The organism is Prochlorococcus sp. G4PB16 (genome assembly GCF_059772465.1).
Window position 1 is genome coordinate 1,377,132 of record NZ_CM186289.1, and the last position, 22,412, is coordinate 1,399,543.

The 22,412-nt window shown below is 35.1% G+C and carries 28 protein-coding genes; 14 read left to right on the top strand and 14 right to left on the bottom strand.

What is annotated here, in order from left to right:
* Positions 1-23 precede the first annotated feature (23 nt).
* The 3 genes from dnaJ to rsgA are packed head-to-tail and all read left to right on the top strand — an operon-like array spanning position 24 to position 2,327.
* Entirely contained in the window at positions 24-1,157 is a 1,134-nt protein-coding gene (gene dnaJ / locus AC6EIZ_RS07845) for a molecular chaperone DnaJ (protein ID WP_498510227.1), read from the top strand.
* Positions 1,157-1,402, top strand: coding sequence for a sulfurtransferase TusA family protein (locus tag AC6EIZ_RS07850; RefSeq protein ID WP_498510229.1), 246 nt, complete (start codon positions 1,157-1,159; stop codon positions 1,400-1,402). Before dnaJ ends, AC6EIZ_RS07850 begins: the two co-directional genes overlap by 1 nt.
* On the top strand, positions 1,389-2,327 hold the full coding sequence (gene rsgA / locus AC6EIZ_RS07855) for a ribosome small subunit-dependent GTPase A (protein ID WP_498510231.1): 939 nt from the start codon (positions 1,389-1,391) through the stop codon (positions 2,325-2,327). The genes AC6EIZ_RS07850 and rsgA overlap by 14 nt, the downstream gene beginning before the upstream one ends.
* Here the strand turns inward: rsgA and AC6EIZ_RS07860 are convergent.
* From AC6EIZ_RS07860 to murC, 3 genes are read right to left on the bottom strand one after another with little or no spacing between them, the layout of a single operon-like run.
* Complete coding sequence (locus tag AC6EIZ_RS07860) at positions 2,296-2,643, bottom strand: YbaB/EbfC family nucleoid-associated protein (protein ID WP_498510233.1); 348 nt, start codon at positions 2,641-2,643, stop codon at positions 2,296-2,298. The genes rsgA and AC6EIZ_RS07860 overlap by 32 nt on opposite strands.
* Before the next feature lie 37 nt (positions 2,644-2,680).
* A complete protein-coding gene (gene murB / locus AC6EIZ_RS07865; protein WP_498510235.1) occupies positions 2,681-3,556 on the bottom strand; it encodes a UDP-N-acetylmuramate dehydrogenase in 876 nt (291 codons plus the stop codon).
* 3 nt (positions 3,557-3,559) lie between these two features.
* Complete coding sequence (gene murC, locus AC6EIZ_RS07870; protein WP_498510236.1) at positions 3,560-5,044, bottom strand: UDP-N-acetylmuramate--L-alanine ligase; 1,485 nt, start codon at positions 5,042-5,044, stop codon at positions 3,560-3,562.
* A gap of 149 nt (positions 5,045-5,193) precedes the next feature.
* Between murC and gap the strand changes: the two genes are divergently transcribed.
* The gene (gene gap, locus AC6EIZ_RS07875; RefSeq protein WP_498510238.1) at positions 5,194-6,216 is read left to right on the top strand and encodes a type I glyceraldehyde-3-phosphate dehydrogenase; all 1,023 of its coding nucleotides are present in this window, start codon (positions 5,194-5,196) and stop codon (positions 6,214-6,216) included.
* A 9-nt stretch (positions 6,217-6,225) separates the two neighbouring features.
* On the opposite strand, the gene thiL is transcribed toward gap, so the two are convergent.
* Positions 6,226-7,215, bottom strand: a complete 990-nt coding sequence (gene thiL, locus AC6EIZ_RS07880; RefSeq protein WP_498510240.1) for a thiamine-phosphate kinase — start codon at positions 7,213-7,215, stop codon at positions 6,226-6,228.
* 12 nt (positions 7,216-7,227) lie between these two features.
* Positions 7,228-8,304: a peptidylprolyl isomerase gene (locus AC6EIZ_RS07885; protein WP_498510242.1), complete on the bottom strand. Its 1,077-nt coding sequence runs from the start codon at positions 8,302-8,304 to the stop codon at positions 7,228-7,230.
* 63 nt (positions 8,305-8,367) lie between these two features.
* Between AC6EIZ_RS07885 and efp the strand changes: the two genes are divergently transcribed.
* Together efp and accB are read left to right on the top strand one after the other, a co-directional pair.
* Complete coding sequence (gene efp / locus AC6EIZ_RS07890) at positions 8,368-8,931, top strand: elongation factor P (RefSeq protein ID WP_498510244.1); 564 nt, start codon at positions 8,368-8,370, stop codon at positions 8,929-8,931.
* On the top strand, positions 8,928-9,425 hold the full coding sequence (gene accB, locus AC6EIZ_RS07895; RefSeq protein ID WP_498510246.1) for an acetyl-CoA carboxylase biotin carboxyl carrier protein: 498 nt from the start codon (positions 8,928-8,930) through the stop codon (positions 9,423-9,425). Before efp ends, accB begins: the two co-directional genes overlap by 4 nt.
* A gap of 8 nt (positions 9,426-9,433) precedes the next feature.
* Here the strand turns inward: accB and pdxA are convergent, their stop codons facing one another.
* The 5 genes from pdxA to AC6EIZ_RS07920 form a co-directional block, all read right to left on the bottom strand.
* Positions 9,434-10,450: a 4-hydroxythreonine-4-phosphate dehydrogenase PdxA gene (pdxA, locus tag AC6EIZ_RS07900; RefSeq protein WP_498510248.1), complete on the bottom strand. Its 1,017-nt coding sequence runs from the start codon at positions 10,448-10,450 to the stop codon at positions 9,434-9,436.
* A 189-nt stretch (positions 10,451-10,639) separates the two neighbouring features.
* Complete coding sequence (locus tag AC6EIZ_RS07905; protein WP_498510250.1) at positions 10,640-11,539, bottom strand: SDR family oxidoreductase; 900 nt, start codon at positions 11,537-11,539, stop codon at positions 10,640-10,642.
* A 261-nt stretch (positions 11,540-11,800) separates the two neighbouring features.
* Entirely contained in the window at positions 11,801-12,211 is a 411-nt protein-coding gene (locus tag AC6EIZ_RS07910) for an HNH endonuclease (protein WP_498510252.1), read from the bottom strand.
* Between the two features lie 138 nt (positions 12,212-12,349).
* Positions 12,350-12,769 (bottom strand): DUF6554 family protein, encoded by a 420-nt coding sequence (locus AC6EIZ_RS07915; protein WP_498510254.1) that lies wholly within the window; start codon positions 12,767-12,769, stop codon positions 12,350-12,352.
* Positions 12,770-13,226: 457 nt separating this feature from the next.
* Positions 13,227-14,378, bottom strand: a complete 1,152-nt coding sequence (locus tag AC6EIZ_RS07920) for a pyridoxal-phosphate-dependent aminotransferase family protein (protein ID WP_498510256.1) — start codon at positions 14,376-14,378, stop codon at positions 13,227-13,229.
* 79 nt (positions 14,379-14,457) lie between these two features.
* Here AC6EIZ_RS07920 and cbiD point away from each other — a divergent pair, with 79 nt between their 5' ends.
* Both cbiD and guaA read left to right on the top strand, forming a co-directional pair.
* Complete coding sequence (cbiD, locus tag AC6EIZ_RS07925; RefSeq protein WP_498510258.1) at positions 14,458-15,600, top strand: cobalt-precorrin-5B (C(1))-methyltransferase CbiD; 1,143 nt, start codon at positions 14,458-14,460, stop codon at positions 15,598-15,600.
* Between the two features lie 69 nt (positions 15,601-15,669).
* Positions 15,670-17,256, top strand: a complete 1,587-nt coding sequence (gene guaA, locus AC6EIZ_RS07930) for a glutamine-hydrolyzing GMP synthase (protein WP_498510259.1) — start codon at positions 15,670-15,672, stop codon at positions 17,254-17,256.
* Positions 17,257-17,727: 471 nt separating this feature from the next.
* On the opposite strand, the gene AC6EIZ_RS07935 is transcribed toward guaA, so the two are convergent.
* Entirely contained in the window at positions 17,728-18,120 is a 393-nt protein-coding gene (locus AC6EIZ_RS07935; protein ID WP_498510260.1) for a hypothetical protein, read from the bottom strand.
* Between the two features lie 58 nt (positions 18,121-18,178).
* Between AC6EIZ_RS07935 and AC6EIZ_RS07940 the strand changes: the two genes are divergently transcribed.
* On the top strand, positions 18,179-18,319 hold the full coding sequence (locus AC6EIZ_RS07940) for a hypothetical protein (protein ID WP_187152509.1): 141 nt from the start codon (positions 18,179-18,181) through the stop codon (positions 18,317-18,319).
* A complete protein-coding gene (locus AC6EIZ_RS07945) occupies positions 18,316-18,576 on the top strand; it encodes a hypothetical protein (protein ID WP_498510262.1) in 261 nt (86 codons plus the stop codon). Before AC6EIZ_RS07940 ends, AC6EIZ_RS07945 begins: the two co-directional genes overlap by 4 nt.
* Before the next feature lie 23 nt (positions 18,577-18,599).
* Here the strand turns inward: AC6EIZ_RS07945 and AC6EIZ_RS07950 are convergent, their stop codons facing one another.
* Both AC6EIZ_RS07950 and AC6EIZ_RS07955 read right to left on the bottom strand, forming a co-directional pair.
* Positions 18,600-18,776: a hypothetical protein gene (locus tag AC6EIZ_RS07950; RefSeq protein WP_498462219.1), complete on the bottom strand. Its 177-nt coding sequence runs from the start codon at positions 18,774-18,776 to the stop codon at positions 18,600-18,602.
* 823 nt (positions 18,777-19,599) lie between these two features.
* The gene (locus AC6EIZ_RS07955) at positions 19,600-19,872 is read right to left on the bottom strand and encodes a DUF1651 domain-containing protein (RefSeq protein ID WP_498510264.1); all 273 of its coding nucleotides are present in this window, start codon (positions 19,870-19,872) and stop codon (positions 19,600-19,602) included.
* Between the two features lie 447 nt (positions 19,873-20,319).
* Here AC6EIZ_RS07955 and AC6EIZ_RS07960 point away from each other — a divergent pair, with 447 nt between their 5' ends.
* Complete coding sequence (locus AC6EIZ_RS07960; protein WP_498510265.1) at positions 20,320-20,574, top strand: hypothetical protein; 255 nt, start codon at positions 20,320-20,322, stop codon at positions 20,572-20,574.
* A 28-nt stretch (positions 20,575-20,602) separates the two neighbouring features.
* Here AC6EIZ_RS07960 and AC6EIZ_RS07965 read toward each other — a convergent pair whose 3' ends face one another.
* Complete coding sequence (locus AC6EIZ_RS07965) at positions 20,603-21,106, bottom strand: hypothetical protein (protein WP_498510266.1); 504 nt, start codon at positions 21,104-21,106, stop codon at positions 20,603-20,605.
* A gap of 222 nt (positions 21,107-21,328) precedes the next feature.
* Between AC6EIZ_RS07965 and AC6EIZ_RS07970 the strand changes: the two genes are divergently transcribed.
* The 3 genes from AC6EIZ_RS07970 to AC6EIZ_RS07980 all read left to right on the top strand — a co-directional run bounded on the left by AC6EIZ_RS07970 (position 21,329) and on the right by AC6EIZ_RS07980 (position 22,197).
* Positions 21,329-21,559 carry a hypothetical protein gene (locus AC6EIZ_RS07970; RefSeq protein ID WP_498510268.1) on the top strand — a complete coding sequence of 77 codons (231 nt, stop codon included), beginning with the start codon at positions 21,329-21,331 and terminating at the stop codon, positions 21,557-21,559.
* On the top strand, positions 21,560-21,730 hold the full coding sequence (locus AC6EIZ_RS07975) for a hypothetical protein (RefSeq protein WP_498510270.1): 171 nt from the start codon (positions 21,560-21,562) through the stop codon (positions 21,728-21,730). It abuts the gene before it with no gap.
* Positions 21,731-21,825: 95 nt separating this feature from the next.
* Positions 21,826-22,197 carry a DUF6998 domain-containing protein gene (locus AC6EIZ_RS07980; RefSeq protein WP_498510271.1) on the top strand — a complete coding sequence of 124 codons (372 nt, stop codon included), beginning with the start codon at positions 21,826-21,828 and terminating at the stop codon, positions 22,195-22,197.
* Positions 22,198-22,412: the final 215 nt, after the last annotated feature.

The window sequence follows — 22,412 nt, forward strand, 5'->3', positions numbered from 1 at the left end:
AGAGAATTTGTTTAAATGTACTAATGGCTGATTTTTACGAACTATTGGGTGTTAGCAGAGATGCTGATGCTGACACTTTAAAAAGAGCTTATAGACAACAAGCTCGCAAATATCACCCTGATGTGAATAAGGAGGTAGGTGCAGAGGACAAGTTTAAAGAAATAGGCAAAGCATATGAAGTTTTGAGCGATTCTCAAAAGCGAGCTCGTTACGACCAGTTTGGAGAAGCTGGTTTAGGCGGGGCAGCTGGTATGCCAGACATGGGAGACATGGGAGGCTTTGCTGATTTGTTTGAGACCTTTTTTAATGGATTCGGTGGTGCTAGTTCACCTGGAGGTTCTCGTCCCCAAAGGCGAGGACCTCAACAGGGAGATGATTTACGTTATGACCTTACGATTGATTTTGATAAAGCTATTTTTGGACAAGAAAAAGAGATCACTGTTCCTCATTTAGAAATTTGTGATGTGTGTAGAGGTAATGGGGCTAAAAAAGGAACTGGTCCAGTTACTTGTTCTACATGTAGTGGTGCAGGTCAAGTAAGAAGAGCGACGCGCACACCTTTTGGAAGCTTTACCCAAGTCGCCGAATGCCCAAATTGTAACGCTACTGGACAAGTGATTAAGGATCCTTGTAATTCTTGTGGTGGTAAAGGGGTGAAACAAGTAAGAAAAAAATTAAAAATTAATATTCCTGCCGGAGTTGATAGTGGAACACGATTAAGAGTTTCAGGAGAAGGTAATGCTGGGTTAAAAGGTGGTCCATCTGGAGATCTATATGTATTTTTAAAAGTTAAAAACCATTCAAATCTTAAGAGAGATGGATTGACTATTTTATCTGAGGTAAATATAAGTTATCTTCAGGCAATATTAGGAGATACTATTGAAATAGATACTGTAGATGGTCCTACTAAATTACAAATACCAGTAGGAACTCAACCAAATTCTATTTTGAGTTTAGAGAATAAAGGAGTACCAAAGCTTGGTAATCCCGTAGCAAGAGGAAATCATCAAGTTTCAGTAAAGATTAAATTACCTACAAAATTGTCAGATTCTGAAAGAAATTTATTAGAAGAATTAGCTGGACATTATTCAGCTCGTGGAACTCAACATCATTATCACAAAAGTGGTTTGTTTAGTAAATTATTTGGAAATAAATAGTGTCAGAAAATATTTTAACTGATCATTATTTGGACTTGCGAGGCCTTGTTTGTCCAGTCAACTTTGTAAAATGCTGTTTGGCTTTGGAGAATTTATCTTCAAATGATATTTTAAAAGTAGATATAGACACAGGGGAATCAGAAGAAAGTGTTATAGAGGGATTACAGGATAAGGGATATAAAGTAAATATACTTTGTAAAAATTTAAAAGAAGTAACATTACTAATATCGGGTGAAAAAAAATAAATCTAAGAATTTAAAAGGTATCGTTGTTGCACTTAAGGCAAATTTTTTAATTGTAGAGATTGATTATCATGATTTTAAAGAAGAGTCATTTAAGATATCTTCAAAAAAAATTAAATTGCTTTGCACACGAAGAGCTAAGTTAGATTATCAAGGTTTATTTATAGATGTAGGTGACATAGTTAGTGTTGAATCTATTGATTATAAACATAAACGAGCTGTAATATCTCAGGTGGAGCCGCGAACAAGTTTTTTAAAACGTCCAGCCGTGGCAAATGTTACTTTAGTTTCTATTTGTATCTCAGTTGAAGAGCCTCTATTTGATGTAGAACAAGCAAGTCGTTTTTTATTAACAGCTGAATGTTCAAATATAAAACCATTGATAATTTTAACTAAAATAGATTTAATTACAAAGGATGATTTGATCTTATATGTAAATAAATTAAAATGTTGGGGTTACGATTGTATACCAGTATCCACTCAGAATTCTCAGGGCATCGATTTATTAATTGAGAGATTTAGACAAACAAAATTAACTGTGCTTGCTGGTCCCTCTGGAGTAGGAAAGACAAGTTTAATTAATCATTTAATTCCAACTGTTTCTCTACCAATATCATCTGTTTCAAAAAAATTAAAGAGAGGTACACATACGACCAGACACGTCGAACTCTTTGTGATAGGAGAAGGATCACGTCTTGCTGATACTCCAGGGTTTAATCGTCCAGAAATAGTATGTCATCCATCTGATTTTGCTTATTTGTTCCCAGAGTTTAGAAAGCAATTAACTAAGTCACAATGCAAATTCCGTAATTGTTTGCATAGAGATGAACCTGGTTGCGTAATTGATAAAGATCTTGAAAGGTATCCTTTTTATCTTGAGAACATTGAGGAAATGATTAATTCTCCTCTCCCATACCAGGCAGGTTAAGCTTGAATCCACCGGTTAAATCTTCCATTCGTTCTTTCATAGTCGAAGTTGAAATTTCATGAGCAGATTTCATAGCATCTAGAATTGCGTCTTCAATTATTTTTTTTTCTTCAGAGAGTAAAGATTGATCAATTTCTATTCGTAATGGCTTTTGATTACCTGATAGCCAGATTTTAGCCCGATTGTCATTGCTTGAACCCTCGATTTCCATAATCTCAAGCTCTTCCTGAAGTTTTTGAGCATTTTGCTGAATTTGTTGTGCTTTTTTAAAAGCTTCAGTTAGTTGTCCAAAATTTGGTAGTCCGAATCCAGCCATGAGAATTTCCTATTGTTATTGATCTTAGGGTTTAAACTTAAAAGCCACATTGTTTGACTTCTGTTTCTAACAAGATTCCATACGCATCCAAAACCTTTTTTTGAATATATTTAATTAATTCTTTGACATCACAAGATGAGGCTTTGTTTGCGTTAATTATAAAATTTGAATGTATTTTGGATATTTCGGCTCCACCATAACGAAATCCTTTTAAACCAAGTTCATCAATTAGTTTTGCAGCTTTTAAAGGTTCTGGATTTCGAAAAACACTACCGCAGGTTTGGGCTTTGTAGGGTTGAGTTTTTAAGCGGTGATTTAGATTTTCATTTGTGATCTTTCGAATTTTTTCTGCATGACCAAATGCCAGCTTCAGTCGAACAGATATGACAATTAATTTTTCATTTTGAAGAAGACTGTGTCGGTAACCAAAATTCAGATCTTTTCTTTTGAGAATTTTGTATTCGCCTGTCAAAGATAGCGTTGTAATACTTTCGAGACAGTTAGATATGCAATGCTCTTGTGCTCCTGCATTCATAACTACTGCTCCACCTATCGTCCCTGGTATTCCTACAGCCCACTCGAGTCCATGAAGTCCATTTGCAGCTGCTTTTCTGGCTAAAGTTGGAAGCATTTCACCGCTCAGGACTTCAATAATTCCACTACTTTTATCAATTTTAATTCCTTTGAAATTACGCATACATAGGCTTAAACCTTTAATACCTTTATCATTTATTAACAGATTCGAGCCAGCACCAATAATATTGCAGCTAGTTTGTTTCTTATTTATCCAATTAATTAAATATTCAATTTCTTCAATATTTTTCGGCTGAGCAATCCATTCTGCAGGACCACCTATTCTCCACGTAGTAAAATTTGCTAATGAAATATTTTTTTCCAATTGAATAGAATTCATTAATTAAGCGACTAAATTATTTTTTATTGTTTTATTATTTATTAATTCTAAAAATAGATTTTTACATATTATATTAATATCACCTGCGCCCATAATTAAAATTAAGTCTTTTTCAATTGTATGTTGTTTTATAAGCTTTATTAAATTTTGATTATTATCTGGAGTATACATTTCTATATTAGGCTTTAATTTTTTCAATTCATATCCAATAGTCTGATTATTTAATCCCTCAATCGCATCTTCTCCAGCAGAGTATATTGGAGATATAAATACTAAATCAGATTTACTTAGACTTTTTGCAAATTCTTTTTGAAATTTTTTAGTTCTACTAAATCGATGAGGTTGAAATATTGTAACTAATCTCTTAGGTGATATTTTTGAAAAGTTATTTTTTGTCTTAATAATAGTAGAAGCAATTGATATCGCGGCATCAATTTCACTAGGATGATGAGCATAATCTTCAACTATTAATCTGTTTTTCCATAATCCTTTATAATCAAATCTTCGTGAAGGTAGTTGTAAATTATTAATCCCTTTTTTTATATCTTTAAAAGGGATCCCAGCTATTCTGCATGCAGCTATAGCAGCTATAGAATTACTTAAATTTTGTATTCCTGGAATAGGTATTTTGATGATTTCAATAAATTTTTCATTTTCATAATATTCAGCAATAATTTCACATCCATTAGATTCTTTTGGAATTAATGCAAAATCTATATCATTAATTTTTTGAATTGAAAATAATTTAGAATTTTGTATATTATTTTTAAGATTTTTACAATCATAATTGGTGATTAAGCACTTACACTGTTGAGCAAATTTCTTCATTGTTTTTATTAAGTCTTCTAGATCTAGATAATGATCAACATGTTCTAGCTCTAAATTCGTTATTACTCCAATATTCGGATTAAATCTTACTAAAGATCCATCTGATTCATCTGCTTCTGCGATTAATAATTCACCGTCACTATAATTATAATTTTTTTTGTACAGTGGTACAACCCCGCCAATAATCGCGGTTGGATCTTTTTGTGCATAAGAAAGTAATGTTGTAATGAAAGTACTTGTTGTTGTTTTGCCATGAGATCCTGAGACGATTATTGATCTTTTTTGTTCAATTAAAAAGGCTAATATTTCGGAACGATGATTGATAGTTAAATTATATTTTTTCGCTTTGCATAATTCTAAATTATTTTCACGTATTGCTGAACTTCTAACAACTAATATATTTTTTCCATAAAGTTTAAAAATTTCGTCAATATTCGACTCTTCTTGAGTTTGAAATATATGGATCTTATTTCCGGCTAATTCTTTTAAAATTTGGCTTTTTTTTTGGTCAGAGCCAGATATGGAATATCCATTCTTAGCGAGAATCATTGCCAGAGCCGACATGCCAATACCTCCTATTCCAATAAAGTGGATATGAGTTGGTAACTTTTGTGTCTTCTTCAATTTCTCTTCAGTGTCGAGTGAAACATAACTCTTCATCCATCTAAAGGCACATTTTTTAAAGAATTCGAGAGTTTTTGTACTTTTTATTTCCTTAACGCTTCAATTATTTTTCAAAATGCACAGAAAATGATCATCGTTCTGTATGATCAGCGGCCAGTAGCTTATGCGGTTTTACCGTTTTTGAAATGACTTTGCGTGTAGCGATTAATGGATTCGGAAGAATTGGACGCAATTTTATGCGTTGTTGGCTCAGCAGGGGGGCAAATACAAATATTGAGGTGGTTGGTATTAACGTCACTTCCGACCCTAAAACTTGCGCTCATTTGCTGAAATATGACTCTATATTGGGTGCTATAAATGACGCTGAAATATCACATACTGATGATACATTTCAAATCAATGGCAAAACTATTAAATGTTATTCAGATAGAAACCCTTTAAATCTTCCTTGGAAAGAGTGGGGAATTGATTTAGTAATTGAGTCAACAGGCGTATTTAATACAGATGTTGGTGCTAGTAAGCATTTACAAGTTGGAGCTAAGAAGGTCATTCTTACTGCACCAGGGAAAGGTGATGGTGTTGGTACTTATGTGGTTGGAGTTAATGCTGATACTTACTCTCATGAAGATTTTGATATCCTCAGCAATGCAAGTTGCACTACAAATTGTTTAGCTCCAATAGTAAAAGTTTTAGATCAAAAGTTAGGGATTAATAAAGGTCTAATGACCACGATTCACAGTTATACGGGAGATCAGAGAATCTTAGATAATGCTCATAGAGATCTACGTCGTGCGAGAGCGGCCGCAATGAATTTGGTTCCTACTTCAACCGGAGCGGCAAAAGCTGTTGCTCTGGTTTACCCAGAAATGAAAGGTAAACTAACTGGTATTGCGATGCGAGTCCCTACTCCTAATGTTTCTGCAGTTGATTTAGTTTTTGAATCAAGTCGTAAAACTAGTGCTGAAGAGGTAAATTCATTATTAAAAACTGCCTCACAGGGCGAAATGAAAGGAATCATTAAATATGGCGACCTGCCTCTTGTCTCTACTGATTATGCAGGAACTAATGAATCAACAATTGTTGATGAGGCTTTAACAATGTGCATAGATGAAAATATGGTGAAAGTTTTAGCTTGGTATGACAATGAGTGGGGTTATAGCCAAAGGGTTGTTGACTTGGCAGAAATTGTCGCTCAAAAATGGAAATGAATATAAGTTTTATTGCTTAAAATGTTGAAATAGACTTGATTTTTCAATATTAATTGGTTCAAAATTTTCCCAGAAAATATTGGGTTTACCTTCTTTTATGAACCCAATAATCTGGGCGGTTTTGAATTTTCTTGACAAAGCCTCTGCCCACTCCTTAGGTAGAGTAAGTATCAATTGATAATCCTCTCCCCCATTTAGCATCCATTCATCCCAGATCGAATCTTCTGGCCAGTCAGGGTCTTTTAGAAATGAAGTTTTTAACAAAACTGCTTGGCAATTACTGCTTTGGCAAATTCCTCTAATTGATTCAAGAAGTCCATCGCTGCTATCAGTTCCTGCGGCTCTCCAACTAGTTGATTCAGGCTTACACCCTTTTAATGCCTTGAGTGCCTTTAAGGCTGGGTACGGACGTTTATGTGCGCGGATAGCTCTATTAGTAAGCTCCCGACTTATTTGGGCTTTACTCGGTAGTTGCTCTGAGGTTAAAAGCGCTAAACCTAATCTACTTAATCCATGGAATCCAGTGCTGACAATATAATCTCCGGGCAAAGCATTTCCTCTATGTAGCCGGGGGGTGCTCTTTTCTCCAATTGCCGTAATTGAAATCATTTTTGTTTCTCCACAAGAGCAATCTCCACCAATTATTTCTCCTCCAAATTCTTGCATTGCCTCCCACATCCCTTCATATAGGTTTTCTACCCATTCCCAATGTGTTTTTGGTGGTAAAACCAGCCCAACCGTAAAAGAAATTATTTTTTCTGAGCCGCTGCATATCAGATCAGAGATATTTGTAGTAATAGATTTCCAGCCAATATCTTTCGCGTTAGATATTTTGTCAGAAAAATGAATTTTTTCTACAAGTAAATCAGTATTAACCAATAAGCTTTTATTCATTGTATTTATTTCTGCTAGATCATCATCTATCTGCCCAGATCGCACAAATCTTTTTAAACGATTCAGTAATTCTACTTCACCTAAATCTTTAATTGTAGTTGTCACTTTATTTTAAATTTAAGCTTTGAGTTTAAGATTTTCTGAGCCATTTAATACTTTAATTGAGATAATTTTATCATCTACTCCAAGTTTATTTAATATTTCAGAACCTTCTATCACATAGCCAAAAGCTGCGTTTCTTCCATCAATTAGATTACGTCCAGCAGGATTTAATTCAGCTTCATATAAAAAGAAGAAAAACTGAGATGAACCATCATTTAAATCTGCATCAGAGTGCGCCCAGCCAAGAGTTCCTAAAGTTGCAAATGGAAGAACTGGGGTTTCAGTATAAAGACCAACTTCCTCAAAAGTTTCACCATAAAGTGTATCCTCCAAATTAGGTGTTCTTATTTCTAATGGAACTTTTCTCAATTCATTATTATCAGGATCTATATAGCCAATCTCTTCTCCTTTAGGATCTCCAGTTTGAAGAATAAAAAATTCTTCAGCTCTATTGATTGGCAAACCATCGTAAAAGCCTTTCATTGAAAGATCTATAAATGCCCCTGCTGTTAGAGGAGCATTATAACCATCAATAATTGCGTTCATATTTCCTTTTGATGTTTTTATTTCTACATTTGCTCTACCTAAAAGTCTTGGTAAATTGTTATATTCACTAGGTATTTTATATGGAAAATTATTTGTGATTAAAAGAGATTCGATATCATCAATTGTTTTTAAGCTTTGACGTCTGACGTCAAGAAATGAGATTTTATTTTTTTCGTTTGCTATTTGCCTTAATTCATCAAGTTCTTCATTCAAATTGGTGAGAAGAGAAACTGCTTTTTCTTTATTTTCCTTGGGTATTGAATCAAGAATTTGATTTTTTCTATTACTTACTAAGAATTGACTTCTTGAGGTGGCTTTGCTGATAGCTGACCATCTACTTCCTCGAAGATCATCGCTGGTATCTTCCAGTTTGTTTTGTAATTCACGTAATTCTTTTTGGTCAATCGGTAAAGAATTTCTTAATATTGCATATGGATCTTTTAGGCGATTACCATTTGGAAGGCTTGCAACAGCAGGGTCAATCCATGGAGAGCTTAGAGAAAATAGGATTGTTATTAGGGCAAGAATGCAAATCTTTTTTGCCATGTTAATTCTATGTTTTGCATGACTTTGGCACAGACTTATGATCGATTGGTATCTTTTGTGTGAATGATTTCAAGTAACGACTTTCGCACTGGCACTACGATCGAGTTAGACGGTGCAGTTTGGCGTGTTATTGAATTTCTACACGTCAAGCCTGGTAAGGGTTCTGCGTTTGTTAGGACCAAATTAAAAGCTGTTGTCAGCGGTAGTGTTGTTGAAAAAACTTTTAGAGCTGGAGAAATGGTTCCGCAAGCTCTTTTGGAGAAATCAAAGTTGCAACATACATACATGGATGGAGATGACTTTGTATTTATGGATATGACTTCTTATGAAGAAACACGCTTAACAGCTAAACAAATTGGTGACAGTAGGAAGTATCTAAAGGAAGGTATGGAGGTTAATGTAGTGTCTTGGAATGAAAAACCTCTTGAAGTAGAATTGCCTAACTCAGTTGTTTTAGAAATAAAAGAAACTGATCCTGGCGTTAAAGGTGACACTGCTTCTGGAGGCACAAAGCCTGCAATCTTGGAAACAGGAGCTCAAGTAATGGTCCCATTATTTATTTCAATTGGTGAGAAAATCCGAGTCGACACTCGAAATGACAGTTATCTAGGCCGAGAAACACAATGACAATGAATCTTGATCACGAAGAGCTTCATCGCTTGTTGGCAACATTAGCTGAGAGCGATATTCAAGAGTTTAGGCTTGAGGGAGAAGACTTTTGCTTGGAAGTTAAACGTAATTTAGGGACTTCTTCAGATTCAATAGCTTCTCAAAAGAGAATTTCTTCAGAAGAGATTGATTCACCACCACCTCAACGTAAAATTGAGGCCTCCACAGCACCAAGCACACCTCCCCCTTCAGTGCCTGGATCACGCTCAGACTTGGTTGAAGTAACTGCTCCTATGGTAGGGACCTTCTATCGTGCACCAGGCCCAGAAGAGCCTCCTTTTGTTGAGATTGGATCCAGAATCAATGTGGGCCAAGCCATCTGCATTCTTGAGGCAATGAAATTAATGAATGAATTAGAGTCAGAGGTAAGTGGGGAAGTAATTGAAATTCTTGTTGAGAATGGAACGCCCGTTGAGTTTGGTCAAGTATTAATGAGATTAAAACCTGTTTAAAAATTTTATTATTGAGAAAGAAGCCAAGCGTTATTCATTGCTGCAATCATGCTTTGTTCTCTTGCTTTGAACTTACCTGCAATATCAAGAGCAGTTCCATGATCAGGAGATGTTCTTACAAAAGGTAGTCCAAGAGTTGTGTTCACTGCTTCATCAAAGGCAATCAGCTTTACAGGTATGAGACCTTGATCGTGATACAAAGCAAGGATTCCATCAGGCGCATTATTTTCAGTTGAGGAGTTTTTCCATGCATTGGCTGATGAAATCCAGCATGTATCTGGAGGAATAGGCCCACTAATTTTTATAGCTGGATTATCTAATTTCCATTCATTTAAAGTAGGAATAATTAAGCTTTGTTCTTCTATACCAATTTTTCCTTCTTCTCCAGCATGTGGATTTAAGCCGGCTATTTGTAATGTGGGTTTCTCTTTGAATTGGCGACAGAAAGTTAATAAGCTATCTAATTTATCTTTAATCAATTCTTTGGTTAAATTGTCATTTATTTTATTAAGAGGTATATGTGTTGTAGCTAATAAAGTATTAAATCTCCATCCATTATTTGGTGATATTGCTGTAAAAAGCATAGATGTTTTTTTATTGGTTAATTTACCTAATAGTTCAGTTTGTCCTGCGAACTTATGACCAGCTTTATGCCACGCAATTTTTGAAATAGGTGCTGTGACGAGAGCATCAGCTTTCTCTTCTAAAAGTAAATTAGTTGCATTAAAAAGCCAATTAAAGCTTGCTGAGCCAGAATATTCATCAACTATTCCTGGAATAACTTTTTTGATTAGAGGGATATCAAAAATTTCAAGTTTGTTTGGATTGGGAATATTATATACACCATGTTTAATTAATTTTGAATATGTTTCAAAAATATTATTTTTACACCCTACAAGTAAAGGCTTTATATTTTTATTTAAGCATTTAGAACCAAGAGCTTTTAGTATTATTTCAGTTCCTATTCCTGCAGGATCACCTAATGAAATAATAAGTTTATTTTTTGATTTTTTAAACTCTTTCATTTGAGATGTAAATTGTTGATTGTAATTTTTTTAGTTTGGGTAAAGCGTTTACTAGGTTCTAGGTTCTGCTTAAAAAATTTGAGTAAGTTTTTAAGAAATTGGATTTATGTTACTAGGCTCTAATTATCCATTAAACCTAAGTTAGTTTTTTTAAATAATAGTGAATAAAGATAATCTAAAAAATAAAGACTATAAATTTATTTTTAATTTTGAGAAACAATCTTTTAATCCAGATTTAAAATTGGGATAAACTAGAGAATACCCAAGTGTTTTGCACAATAACTTGTTGTCAACTTTTCGATTTTCTTGCCAAAAAGATAATGCCATTGGACTCATTGTTTCTTTTGCAATTTCAAAAGGGACAGTTTCTGGTAGAGATTTTTTAGCTATTTTTGCTGCAAAAGCAATTACTTCAATATTGTTGGTTGGCAAGTTATCAGCTACGTTCACTACTGATGGATTCTTTCCTTGTGAATAGAGATTAATTAAAAATAAGACAGCTCCAGCAATATCATCGACATGAATTCTTGAAAAAACTTGACCAGGCTTATCGACCATTTTTGTTGTTCCTTTTAAAAGGCTTTCAAATGCAGATCTTCCAGGTCCATAAATACCAGGCAATCTCAGAATCTGAACAGGAAGATTTGTTTCTAACCATTGTTTTTCGCAAGATAATCTTCGAATGCTTCTTTCTTGTATCGGATTAGGAGATGTATTTTCATTTACCCACTTTCCTTTTGTGTCTCCATAGACACCAGTAGTGGATAAGTAACCAACCCACTTTAGGTTTTTTGCATTTATTAATTGAGTTCTGAGTTTAAATAATACGGGGTCTACTCCATTTGATAAAGGGGGGATACAACTTAAGACATGGGTTGCTCCTACTAAAACTTCATTCGTTAAATCTTTATCGGAATTAAATATGAAGTCAGCCCCTCTACTATTTTCTTGTCTCCTGCTGCATAGTACTTGTACGCCTAAATGTCTTCCTACGCTTGCGATTCTTTGACCACTAAATCCGCCTCCAAATATTATTAATTTAGACTTGGGTGGCAGAGGATCCAATCGCTTGACAATATCTTCAATCATTAGTACAAATGTATTATGTTGATTATTTAGGAATGATTGCTTCTTATTTAAAGCCTAGTCTCAAATCCATTAAAGGTAATAGCAAGTTAACGAACGACAAAAGATTATTTGTTCAAAAGAACAATCAAAACTTCATAAAGCCTTTTCTTGCTTCAATTTGCTTTCTTCTGTGTCTAGTTGTAATCCCTGAGAAGCCCTCTAATTTAGCTTCTATATGTGAAAAATATAATTCCTCTGCTGCTTGTCAAGTTTGGTAGAATTTTAAGCCGCTTGCCAATAATAATCTTCATTCAATCGCGATTTTGTTTTTTCAATGCTTCCATTATTTTTAGGTTGAGCCCATTTAAGAAGTCTCAACGCTAAACGTATATCCCCTTCTGTCCATGCTCTAATAGCCATAGAGCGTCTTGGATCGTAAAAACGTTGTTTTCTATACCATTCAAAAGCATCATTGTCTGTTTTCCTGCCATTACAGGAGAGGCAGGCCGGTACACAATTTTCAGTGATGCTTAATCCACCTTTACTTCGTGGTAAAACATGATCAATAGATTCTGAGTTTTTTCCACAATATATGCAGCTTTTATTAGTGAATTCATGTAATGATTTGCGCCATCTTCTGTCTCGTAGCTTTGGGCAGAGATCTTCTAAGAAAACCGCATCCCTGTTATGCATACGTGTTTATTAACTACTTCAATTTTGCCTTGATAGACCAATAAGTCAATGTATCGAAAAATGCATTTTTAGAATTTATAAGAATTTTTTTATTTAGTTAGATTTATTATGATGTTTTTTATATTTTTATAACTTTAATTAATAATCATAACGATCTATATATTTTCCTTTAGGATTTTTCTCTGTATTGTCTATGGATGAATTTACTTTATTTTCTAATTCTATGTCATTACTAATCTTAACGCTAGAGTCACCTGTATATAAATCGCCTAAATAATTAATGCAATCTTCATATTTTATTGGATCTTGAACTACTTCTTCGACAATTAATGAGGCAGCTTGTTTAGGAGAAGTTTTGAATAAACCTTGTTTTTTATTTTTAATAAATTCATAGGCTGCTTGCCAGCTTGGTTCATGAGGATTTCCTCCGTTCCTCATGAAACAATATATGTCTGCTCCGTTTGTTACTGCTGCGTTAGTTTTCAATCCTAAAGTAGTACCGCATACCAAACAAATTATTGAAATAGGTAAGAAGTTTCGCTTTATCCCAAATGGCATGATTTTAAGAGAATTATCAATATTAAATTATCTATTTTTCTTTCTTCTGTCTAGCTTAAGTTCGTATTAATATTTCTGCTTTATTACTTAATGTTCATAAAGTTTGAGTTGTTATCAAATATTTTTGATAAATCGATTAATTAAATGTTTACTTTTGAATCTGCTTATTTTTTTAAGATTACTAAACTATCTATCTTTTGATATATTGATTTGATAAAAATTGTTTGTACTTAAAAATTTTAGAATGAATGAAGTACAAGTAAAAAAATAAGCATTTTTAAAAGAAGCTGGCTATTTTTTCAACATGCATAAAACCATGCCAATGAAGGGGATTTACAATCCTCAGCTGGTTGATTTTGAAAGCACTTGATAAAGAGAGAAGGCCTGGTTGGGGAGGGCCTCAAGTGCTTCAAATAATTAAAACTAAATAATAATTGCATCGATTTTGAAAATATTACTAGTTATTTAGGACTGAGATTGTTTTCGCAATTCCTTGTCCTGCTGGAGATTTGAGTTTGCCCATTTTATCTAAAGTGCACTCTAAAGCAGATATCACACTGACAATATCTCTATCATTGACAAATCCTAAATGACCAATTCTAAATATTTTGCCTTTTAAATGATCTTGACCTCCAGCTAGGAGTATATCAAAATTATTTTTTATTGATTTTCTTATATTCTCAGCATCTATATTTTCAGGCTCAACAGCTGTGATCGCTGGGCTTCCAAAACCTTCTCTTGTAAATAATTTTAGACCCATAGCTTTTATTCCTTCTTCTGTAGCTTTTTGATGACGAGCATGACGCCTAAAAATGTTATTTAACCCTTCTTTTTGCATCATAGTTAGTGAGGCTTCTAAAGCAAAATATAAATTAATTGCAGGAGTAAAAGGATTACTATTATTATTTACGGTCTTTAGATATTGTTTTAAGTTTAGATAAAATTTAGGTAAATCAGATAAAGCATTGGCTTCCCATGCTCTTTTGCTCATGGCTACAAAACTGAGACCAGGTGGAATCATATAACCCTTTTGAGAACCTGAAGCTATTACATCAATTCCCCATTCATCCATTGGGATATTGCATGCACCAAGGCTTGTCACACAATCTGCAATAGTAATTGCCTTGCTATGATTTTTAACTTCATTATTGATGGCTTTAAGATCATTAATTACTCCTGTTGAAGTTTCTGAGTGAGTTAAAATAACAGCTTTTATTTTTTTATGAGTGTCTTCTTCAAGTAATCTCCTGAAATGATTGGGATCTAGAGGTTGTCCCCAATCAGCCTTTACGACTTTTACATTTAAGCCATACGCTTTTGCAACTTTTATCCATCTTTCTCCGAATTTGCCGTTCTCACCGCAGATGACTTCATCACCTTTGCTTAAGGTATTGATTATTCCTGCCTCCATTGCTGCTGTCCCACTTCCTGTAATTGTGAGGACGTCTGCAGTTGTTTGGTGAAGCCATTTGAGTTGCTCCGTAGTTTTTTGAACAATTTCCTGAAAATCGGCACTTCTATGACCGATAGGGTGTTTACTCATACAACTCAAAACATTTTCCGGAACCGGCGTTGGTCCAGGAATCATTAGATTCAGTTTGTCTTGCATTAACTTATTTAAATCTTGATTATTATTATTTTAAAAAATTATTTAAGGAATTTCCTCTATCGTCAGCTCTTCGAATGATTTGAATGAATTTACTCTTCCAGTTTGGGTGGTTGCGGCTGCAAAGTCTGCAACGAATATCCTCATTGGAAATAACTTCAAAGACACTGAGTCAATTGATTTACCCAATAAAAAAGAGTCAATAAAGGTTCCTATTTCTTCTGCTGCATTACTTGATAATGGGAAGCGATCGTTAGGGGTTAGTCATTGTCAATCTGGATTATCTCTTGATGTAACAAGAGGATTAGAAATATGGGCTTACATTCAACTAAATAAAGCAAGTTCTCATTCTGAGAAGATAGTTAAAAATGACTTTCCTGATTGGCTTGATTTTCATGCCGGTTATGGAGTCGGTAAATTCGAATCATCCGGTCAGCCATGTATCTCTAAGTTTGCTCGTGATTTGTTATGTATCAATCTTTATCCCTTATTACCCAAAGGTTATGCATTTAAAGTAGAGATTGTTTTACCTGAAGGGGAAGAACGTGCTTTAAAGACAAGTAATAAAGCATTTGGCGTTGTGGATGGATTATCACTCATCGGGACCCAGGCTGAGGTTCAAATTAGTGCTTCTCCTGAGCAATTAAAAAACTGTAAAGAGGTTTTGCGACATAGGTGTTCTGAGTCAGCATTTGATGGATCTTTGACTTTTGTAATTGGTGAAAATGGAATGGATTTAGCACTAAAGTTCGGACTTCCACATAAGCAAATTATTAAAACAGGTAATTGGTTAGGACCTCTCCTTGTCGCTGCTGCCGAAAGTGAAGTAAAAAATCTTTTACTTTTTGGCTACCATGGCAAATTAGTAAAACTGGCTGGAGGTATTTTTCATACCCATCATCATCTGGCAGATGGAAGACTTGAAATACTTACTTCACTAGCAGTTAGAGAAGGTATTCCTTTGGAATTGATTCAATTAATAAGTAAATCAACTTCTATGGAAAATGCTTTATTAGCACTTGAGACAAATCACCCAGATGAAGTTGCTTTGCTTTGGCGCAGGATTGCAAACGAAATCGAAACCACAAGTCGGAACTATGTAAATCGATATTTTTCTTCATCAATGGAAATAGGATCTGTTTTATTTGATCGAAAAAGACAAATTCGATGGGCCGGTTTTCAGGGGTTAAAACAAATTAATTCTTTAGGGTTATTTCTTAAGTGATAGGCATATTCCTATGCTCTTAATTAGTCTATTTGATAGGAATGTTTCATAAGGATTCATCAGGTTGATATGGCTTCAATGATTTCAGAGAACAAACGTAATCCAGCAATCGTGATTCTCGATTTTGGGTCTCAATATTCAGAATTAATTGCTAGAAGGATCAGAGAAACAGAGGTTTACTCATTAGTAATGAGTTATACAACTTCTGCTGAGAGATTAAGGTCTCTCAAGCCGAATGGAATAATCTTAAGTGGAGGTCCTGGGTCAGTTTATGAAGAAGGTGCTCCATATTGTGATCCAGATATTTTCAATTTAGGTATTCCCATTCTTGGTGTTTGTTATGGAATGCAATTAATGGTTCATCAGTTAGGGGGCTCTGTTAAACCTGCTACTGGTAAAGCTGAATATGGTAAGGCTCCTTTAGAAGTTGATGATCACACGGCTTTATTAACTAATGTGATAAGCGGTTCTACTATGTGGATGAGTCATGGAGACTCGGTTGAAAAATTACCTAGTGGATTTGTCAGATTAGCTCATACTTCTAATACTTCAGAAGCAGCTATCGCTCTTCATGATAAGAGCTTTTATGGAGTTCAATTTCATCCTGAAGTTGTTCATTCCACTCATGGCATGGTTTTAATTAGAAATTTTGTATTTCAAATTTGTTCATGTGAACCAGATTGGACAACAAATTTATTCATTGATGAAGCTGTTACCCAAGTGCAGCAACAGGTAGGAGATAAAAAGGTTTTATTAGCTCTATCGGGTGGAGTGGATTCATCAACTCTTGCATTTTTATTAAATAAAGCAATAGGGTCTCAATTGACCTGCATGTTTATTGATCAAGGTTTTATGAGAAAAGGTGAGCCAGAATTTCTTATGTCTTTTTTCGACGAAAAGTTTAATATTAATGTTCAATATATCAATGCTAGAGAAAGATTTATTTCAAAATTAAAAGGAGTCACAGATCCTGAGCAAAAGAGAAAAATTATAGGGGAAGAATTTATTAGGGTTTTTGAAGAGGAGAGTCTTCGCCTAGGGCCTTTTGATTACTTGGCTCAAGGGACGCTTTATCCAGATGTGATTGAAAGTGCAGGAACAAATATTGACCCAAAAACTGGTGAACGGATAGCGGTAAAAATTAAAAGTCATCATAATGTCGGTGGTTTGCCCAAGGATTTACAATTTAAACTGGTAGAACCCCTAAGACGTTTATTCAAAGATGAAGTTAGAAAAGTTGGTAAATCACTCGGATTGCCTGATGAGATAGTTCGCCGACATCCATTTCCAGGCCCAGGATTGGCTATAAGAATTTTAGGGAAAGTTACTCATGAAAAACTCAATTGCTTAAGAGATGCTGATTTAATAGTGAGAGAAGAAGTGAATAAAGCTGGTTTATATAATGAGATCTGGCAAGCTTTTGCAGTCTTACTACCTGTTTACTCTGTTGGAGTGATGGGAGATCAAAGAACCTATGCCTGGCCTATTGTTCTTCGTTGTGTGTCAAGTGAAGATGGAATGACCGCTGATTGGTCTCGCTTACCTTATGAAGTTTTAGAAAAAATTTCTAACCGTATAGTTAATGAAGTTGAAGGAGTTAATAGAGTTGTTTTGGATATAACAAGCAAACCACCAGGAACCATTGAGTGGGAATAGTTTAGGGGGGAAAAACCCAGTCCACCACTCAAAAACCCACTTCCACGTGACTTCCACGTAGGAATTTAAGTGCCAAGGTGACAGGGATTCCAAATGTCACTTCCACTTCACTTCCACGTGTCCCCTTGTCACCTTCTCTGTAAAGACATCGTAGATAGTTCATTTTCTCTACACCTGAACCGTAGAGAACTTGTAGAGAAAACGTATTTGAGAACTATGTTGTTTCTTGATACGCATCTTTGGGATTTAGACTATTGATATTCTTTCAATTGCCTATCAATACTGAAATCTTGAGAGAGCATTTTAGTCACAAGTTAGTCGCAACTCGTTTTATTTTAGTCGTAATTTTCAAATTAGGTCTTGAACTAACTCCACCAATTTAATCAGGCAAGGGAATTTCAAGTGATGAGGAAAGGTACATCTTAGACATATCGTCGCAATTTGTTAGACGTTTATAGTCTACTTTTGACTTTAATTTCCAAAAGTACAAACCTGTTCGATAACACCCAAAATCAATTTGTCTCCATTGGGATCTTTCCACTCTGAATCGTTATTTTTAAACTCATTAAATTCCTTTGCTCCTACTGCAACGTCTTTAAAAGAATTTTCCGAACAGTTCACATCCATCGTATACAGAATGTCTTGGGTAATGTCAGTAGTGCTTTTAGGAATAAATTTGCTGAATACTCGTATGGATCCATCTTGATTTTTTTGCACGCTGTTCTTATCCCATAACTGCTCTCCAAACTGACTCTTTGGAACTGCAACCCACTCAGGTGATAAAGCATCTATTTTTGAAGGGTAGAGAAAAAGTAGGAGTGCGAAGCAACTAATACAAATACTTCTAAAAGTTCTAAAGGCCATTAGGTAAAAAACATTATTGTTATCGTTGATGGAAACTTCACATCAGTACGTAAATTTTATGAACAGACTGCTCTCTGGTGAGAGATCTAAATGGATCTTTGTAATTGGACTTGTTGCGATAGGTGCAGGATTTACAGCAAAGAATGTGATCTCATATCCAACTGAATGCACTACTCCAGAAATGGTCACTTTGAGATGATTTACGGAGGAATATGCAGAGTGGCAAACCCATCTTTATCAGGAGTAACGAGCGTTCTGATCAGTCAGATTCTTTTCGACAGACTTCCTAAGGAACGGAAAGCAACATTTGAAAAATACAAGGATGTCTATAAAAAAGATTATTTGGGATTTGACGATGAAGACGGGAGATACTTTGAGGATTTAGCAAAAGATTTAGATGGAAGGCATGTCAGTTTTGAGTTATTAGATCTTGAAGAATATGGTGTTCACTATTAGTTGAAAAGGGATTGAAGATTTAATTATTTGATTGGACGATCGATAACCCAAATGTCTTCCTCTTTTGTATCACCATGAATCCACTCTTTAAACTCTTGATAAATTGCAACTTGATCTTTCCTATCAAGGGTCATTGATCTTTCTAAAATCTTTGTCAGAGAGGAACTAATTAAGTCTTCAATATGCTCTTTCTTTCTCATTGATTATAGTTGAACCAAGTGGTTAACAAACCAAACGGCAAATATAATTTTTCCCCCTATAAGAAAAGGAAGAACCTTAAACGCCTTCTTTTCAAATGATGCTTTGCTAGTTGAATTCATATAAGAAAACCCTCTTAGAGGAGGGTTAACTAAAATTGCGTGAGGATGTTTTAAAGGGAAAAGGTTGAACAATCCACCCCTTCAGATTCTCAAAAAGTGCAGACCTAATGAACTTTTTTGAGTTGCGAAGAGAGGACAGGATTTCACCGACTGTCCCCCGATCTAATTTGATGTCGCTTCCGTATTACGCCATCAATCTTTTAATAATTTAGAAAGTACTTCTTTAATCTCGCTGTTCGGTTGAGGTAGTGCTTTCCTACAAATTCCAATGAAGAAGGGGGCGAGATTTTGGTCGCCCCCTTTGAGTCCATCACTCCAGACCTATGGAAGTGCGTTGACTCCTGAGACCTTTTTAACGTATCAGAATGAATAAGACTAGAGGTAAAAACACCAGAGTATTTTTACTAAATTTTGGACATTAATTATTATTTACTTATAGATATTATTCTTGTTTCAGGAGCAGTATCTTTGGTCTTAATTGCAAGGAAAATGAAAAAGGAAAACCCCTGAAATTAAACAGGGGTTGGGGTTGTTCCGACCATTGCAGAGACCGCACGAAAGGTGTTCTCTGTCCACTCAGGAGGTGTGAGATGCCTCCTTGGAGTCAATGCACATTTCCCCTTTTAAATAACTTCGAGAGTGCTTTGACTCTTGAGTTATTTCTACTCCTATCACATGAAAATATCTATGGTATTTACCACACTTAAGCAGCATCACTTATCTGATGTTCCATTAATTCCCAATCTTGAGTTAAGAGTTCATGCCAAGTTTCAATAGCAGATTCGAGATCAATTCTTCTTGTATTTTTTAATTTGGTTGGAGTGCCATCCTCAAGGCAATACCAGAGTTGTGTATAGACTCTCGGAAATGCCATTTCGGATTTCGGATCACGAATAAAGAACATACAAAATTCTCTAGTAGGTGATACCAACCATCCTGTTGGCGTAGGGATTGCTTCTCTGATTGGTTGATTCATACTTCTTTCCTTTAATTTCAAGGCATCAAAAAAGCACCCTTCCAAACGCGACCCTTTTGGATAGATGCTTTTTGAGTAGGACGGATTGCGTGAGGAGACGTCCTAGTACAGATATACTATTAAATCTTTGGTAGGTCGTCAAGCGTGTGAATCTTTCATTATCTTTTTTATCGAATTCTGGGTATTAAGAAAGGGACCCTGCTGCTTCAGCGACTTTGAGTCCCTCCCTTCAGTTACAGAACTAATTTTTGTTGCGAGAGTTCTGCTTTTACCTTTCTAATCAAACCTAGAAAGGGGAAGCATCAGAAATTATTCCTATAAAATTGTTTTATCTGAGCGATCGAAATGCAAGAAAGAAAAGTCTTCTAGGCATGGAACGGGGAACTATTTAATTCAGAGGAAACTTGTAGAGAGTTTGAAGAGGTCATTCAAGAAAGCACAGAACAGGTGAAAGCAGCACTACTTGAGGAATGGGAAGTCAATAAAGATGATGAGGAGTGGTATTACTACATTGAGAAAATGGACTTCAAAAAGTTTTTGAAGTTTATTGAAAATTGCAAAACCGTTTCCAAATATATGAAACGTGAGGGGGGGATATGCGAACAAAAAGAAGGCAATTATGTTTTTAAGGATTATGAGATGTACAACAGATATGCAGACCTAAGAAAGAAATGCAAAAGAAAACCCGATTACGATTTTTGATAGTTAGGTATGCCGAAACTTTTCCTAATTAGCAATCAGCATTTGCAATGCCCATGCCAAGGACAGCACCTAGAGGAATAGACCACGCATAAGCATCTTTCTTGGAGATCGCAGCAGCAAGACCACCTCCTATCAATCCACCTGTGGTGGCATTGCCTGAACTACAACTTCCTCCACTGGTTCGATAACTACGAGAAATTAATACTTGCTGATGAGATGGTCTGTTATGTCTGCGATGACTATGAGGGAAGTAATGAGCATGGTTGTGTCGGTAATAACCATGATTATGACGGTGAGGGTATTTGCGAACTGGCGAATTCCAACTCAATGAAGAGCAAGGCACTTCGACCTTGTCCAAATACGACTTCACATATCCCTTTGATCTTCTATTCCCAGAAACATATTCCTCTCTATAGATTTCTTTGTAGCAAGTTCGTTGAGTTGTATATCTTCTCTGGTGATGGTATCCATCTGCCATTGCTGCCATTGGAGAAAGAAGCATCACAGTTAGAACTAATGGTCTGATTCTCATTGCTCGTCTTTACCACTAATAAAAAATATAGGATTCCTCTCATCTAATAACAAGCAATTTAGACAGTATTAGAAGTGCTATGGATTTTAAAAAGCAAAATATTTTCTACACCTTTACTTACTCCGATATGACACTAATACTTGGGTACATTTCAAAACCTGACTTTGTGTAATGGTTCATCAGACCAAAGTGAGTTAAAACTCAGTTAGTCAGCATGAACTGATGATGGATAGTAAAAAATATGATTGGATTTTTGTTTATAAGATTCGTGATTCAGGTGATGTGATTTATAAAGTCACTATTCCATCAGAACGAAAACAAGATGCAGTTGAAATATTCAAGAAAGAACATCCAGATGGATTGATCTGCAGTGGCATCAGGAGAGGTGATTTTAAATTGATACCATTCAAGGAACTATCTTCACGTGATCCTTGGGAAGAGATTGCTTCGTAAATGACATTCATATCAAATAACGGAAAATCCTTTAGCAAAGAGCAAGCAATAGACCTAATGGTGTCATTGAGTGCAACTGACGCAAATTCAGAAAAGAAATGGAGAGGTTTCTATAACTCTTTATCGCAGAGTGAATTAAAAAATGAATGGGATGAGCATTGGAAAACCTGACTCAAGTTGTATGAATCTTTCGTTACTGCTAATAAGACAAACTGATGAGATCTTGCAGAATAGGTTGTAACTCGAAGTGATCTAATTGGGTATTTATGGGTAATGAATACCAAGGCATCAATATTTTTAATGCACTTAAAGATATTGAAGTAATCAAAGATAAATTACGAGTTCAGTACCCTAATTTTAAATTTGTCGCAGAAAAAGGAGACATAGGAGAGGTTTTTGCGATTGAGACCTACAAACTCTCGCCAGCAGAATATGGTCAAAGTGGATTTGATGCTGTTACGTCTGATGGAAAGAAAGTATCAATAAAAATGCTTTGGGAGATTAATCAATATCGAGGACTTCATTTAAGAGGAGGATCCAATCAAACTAAAAATGCATACAAAGAGGCAGATTTCTTATTGGTTTTTGGAAGAGACGAAACGAATGGTGAAATTTCTACAATTTATAATGGACCTTGATCTTATCTTGAAAAATATATTAAAGGTGGAGCAATACATCCAAGAATTGAAGTAAGAAATTTAAAGAAAATATATGCTTTTGTTCCATCATCAGAAAGACTTAAGGCATATCAAAAAACTTTGCCTGATGTTACCCCAATTTATTATCCCAAAGATCTTGCTCAGATATTTAATGTTCCATCAAGTTATTATCCTAAATGCACTATGATGTGGCG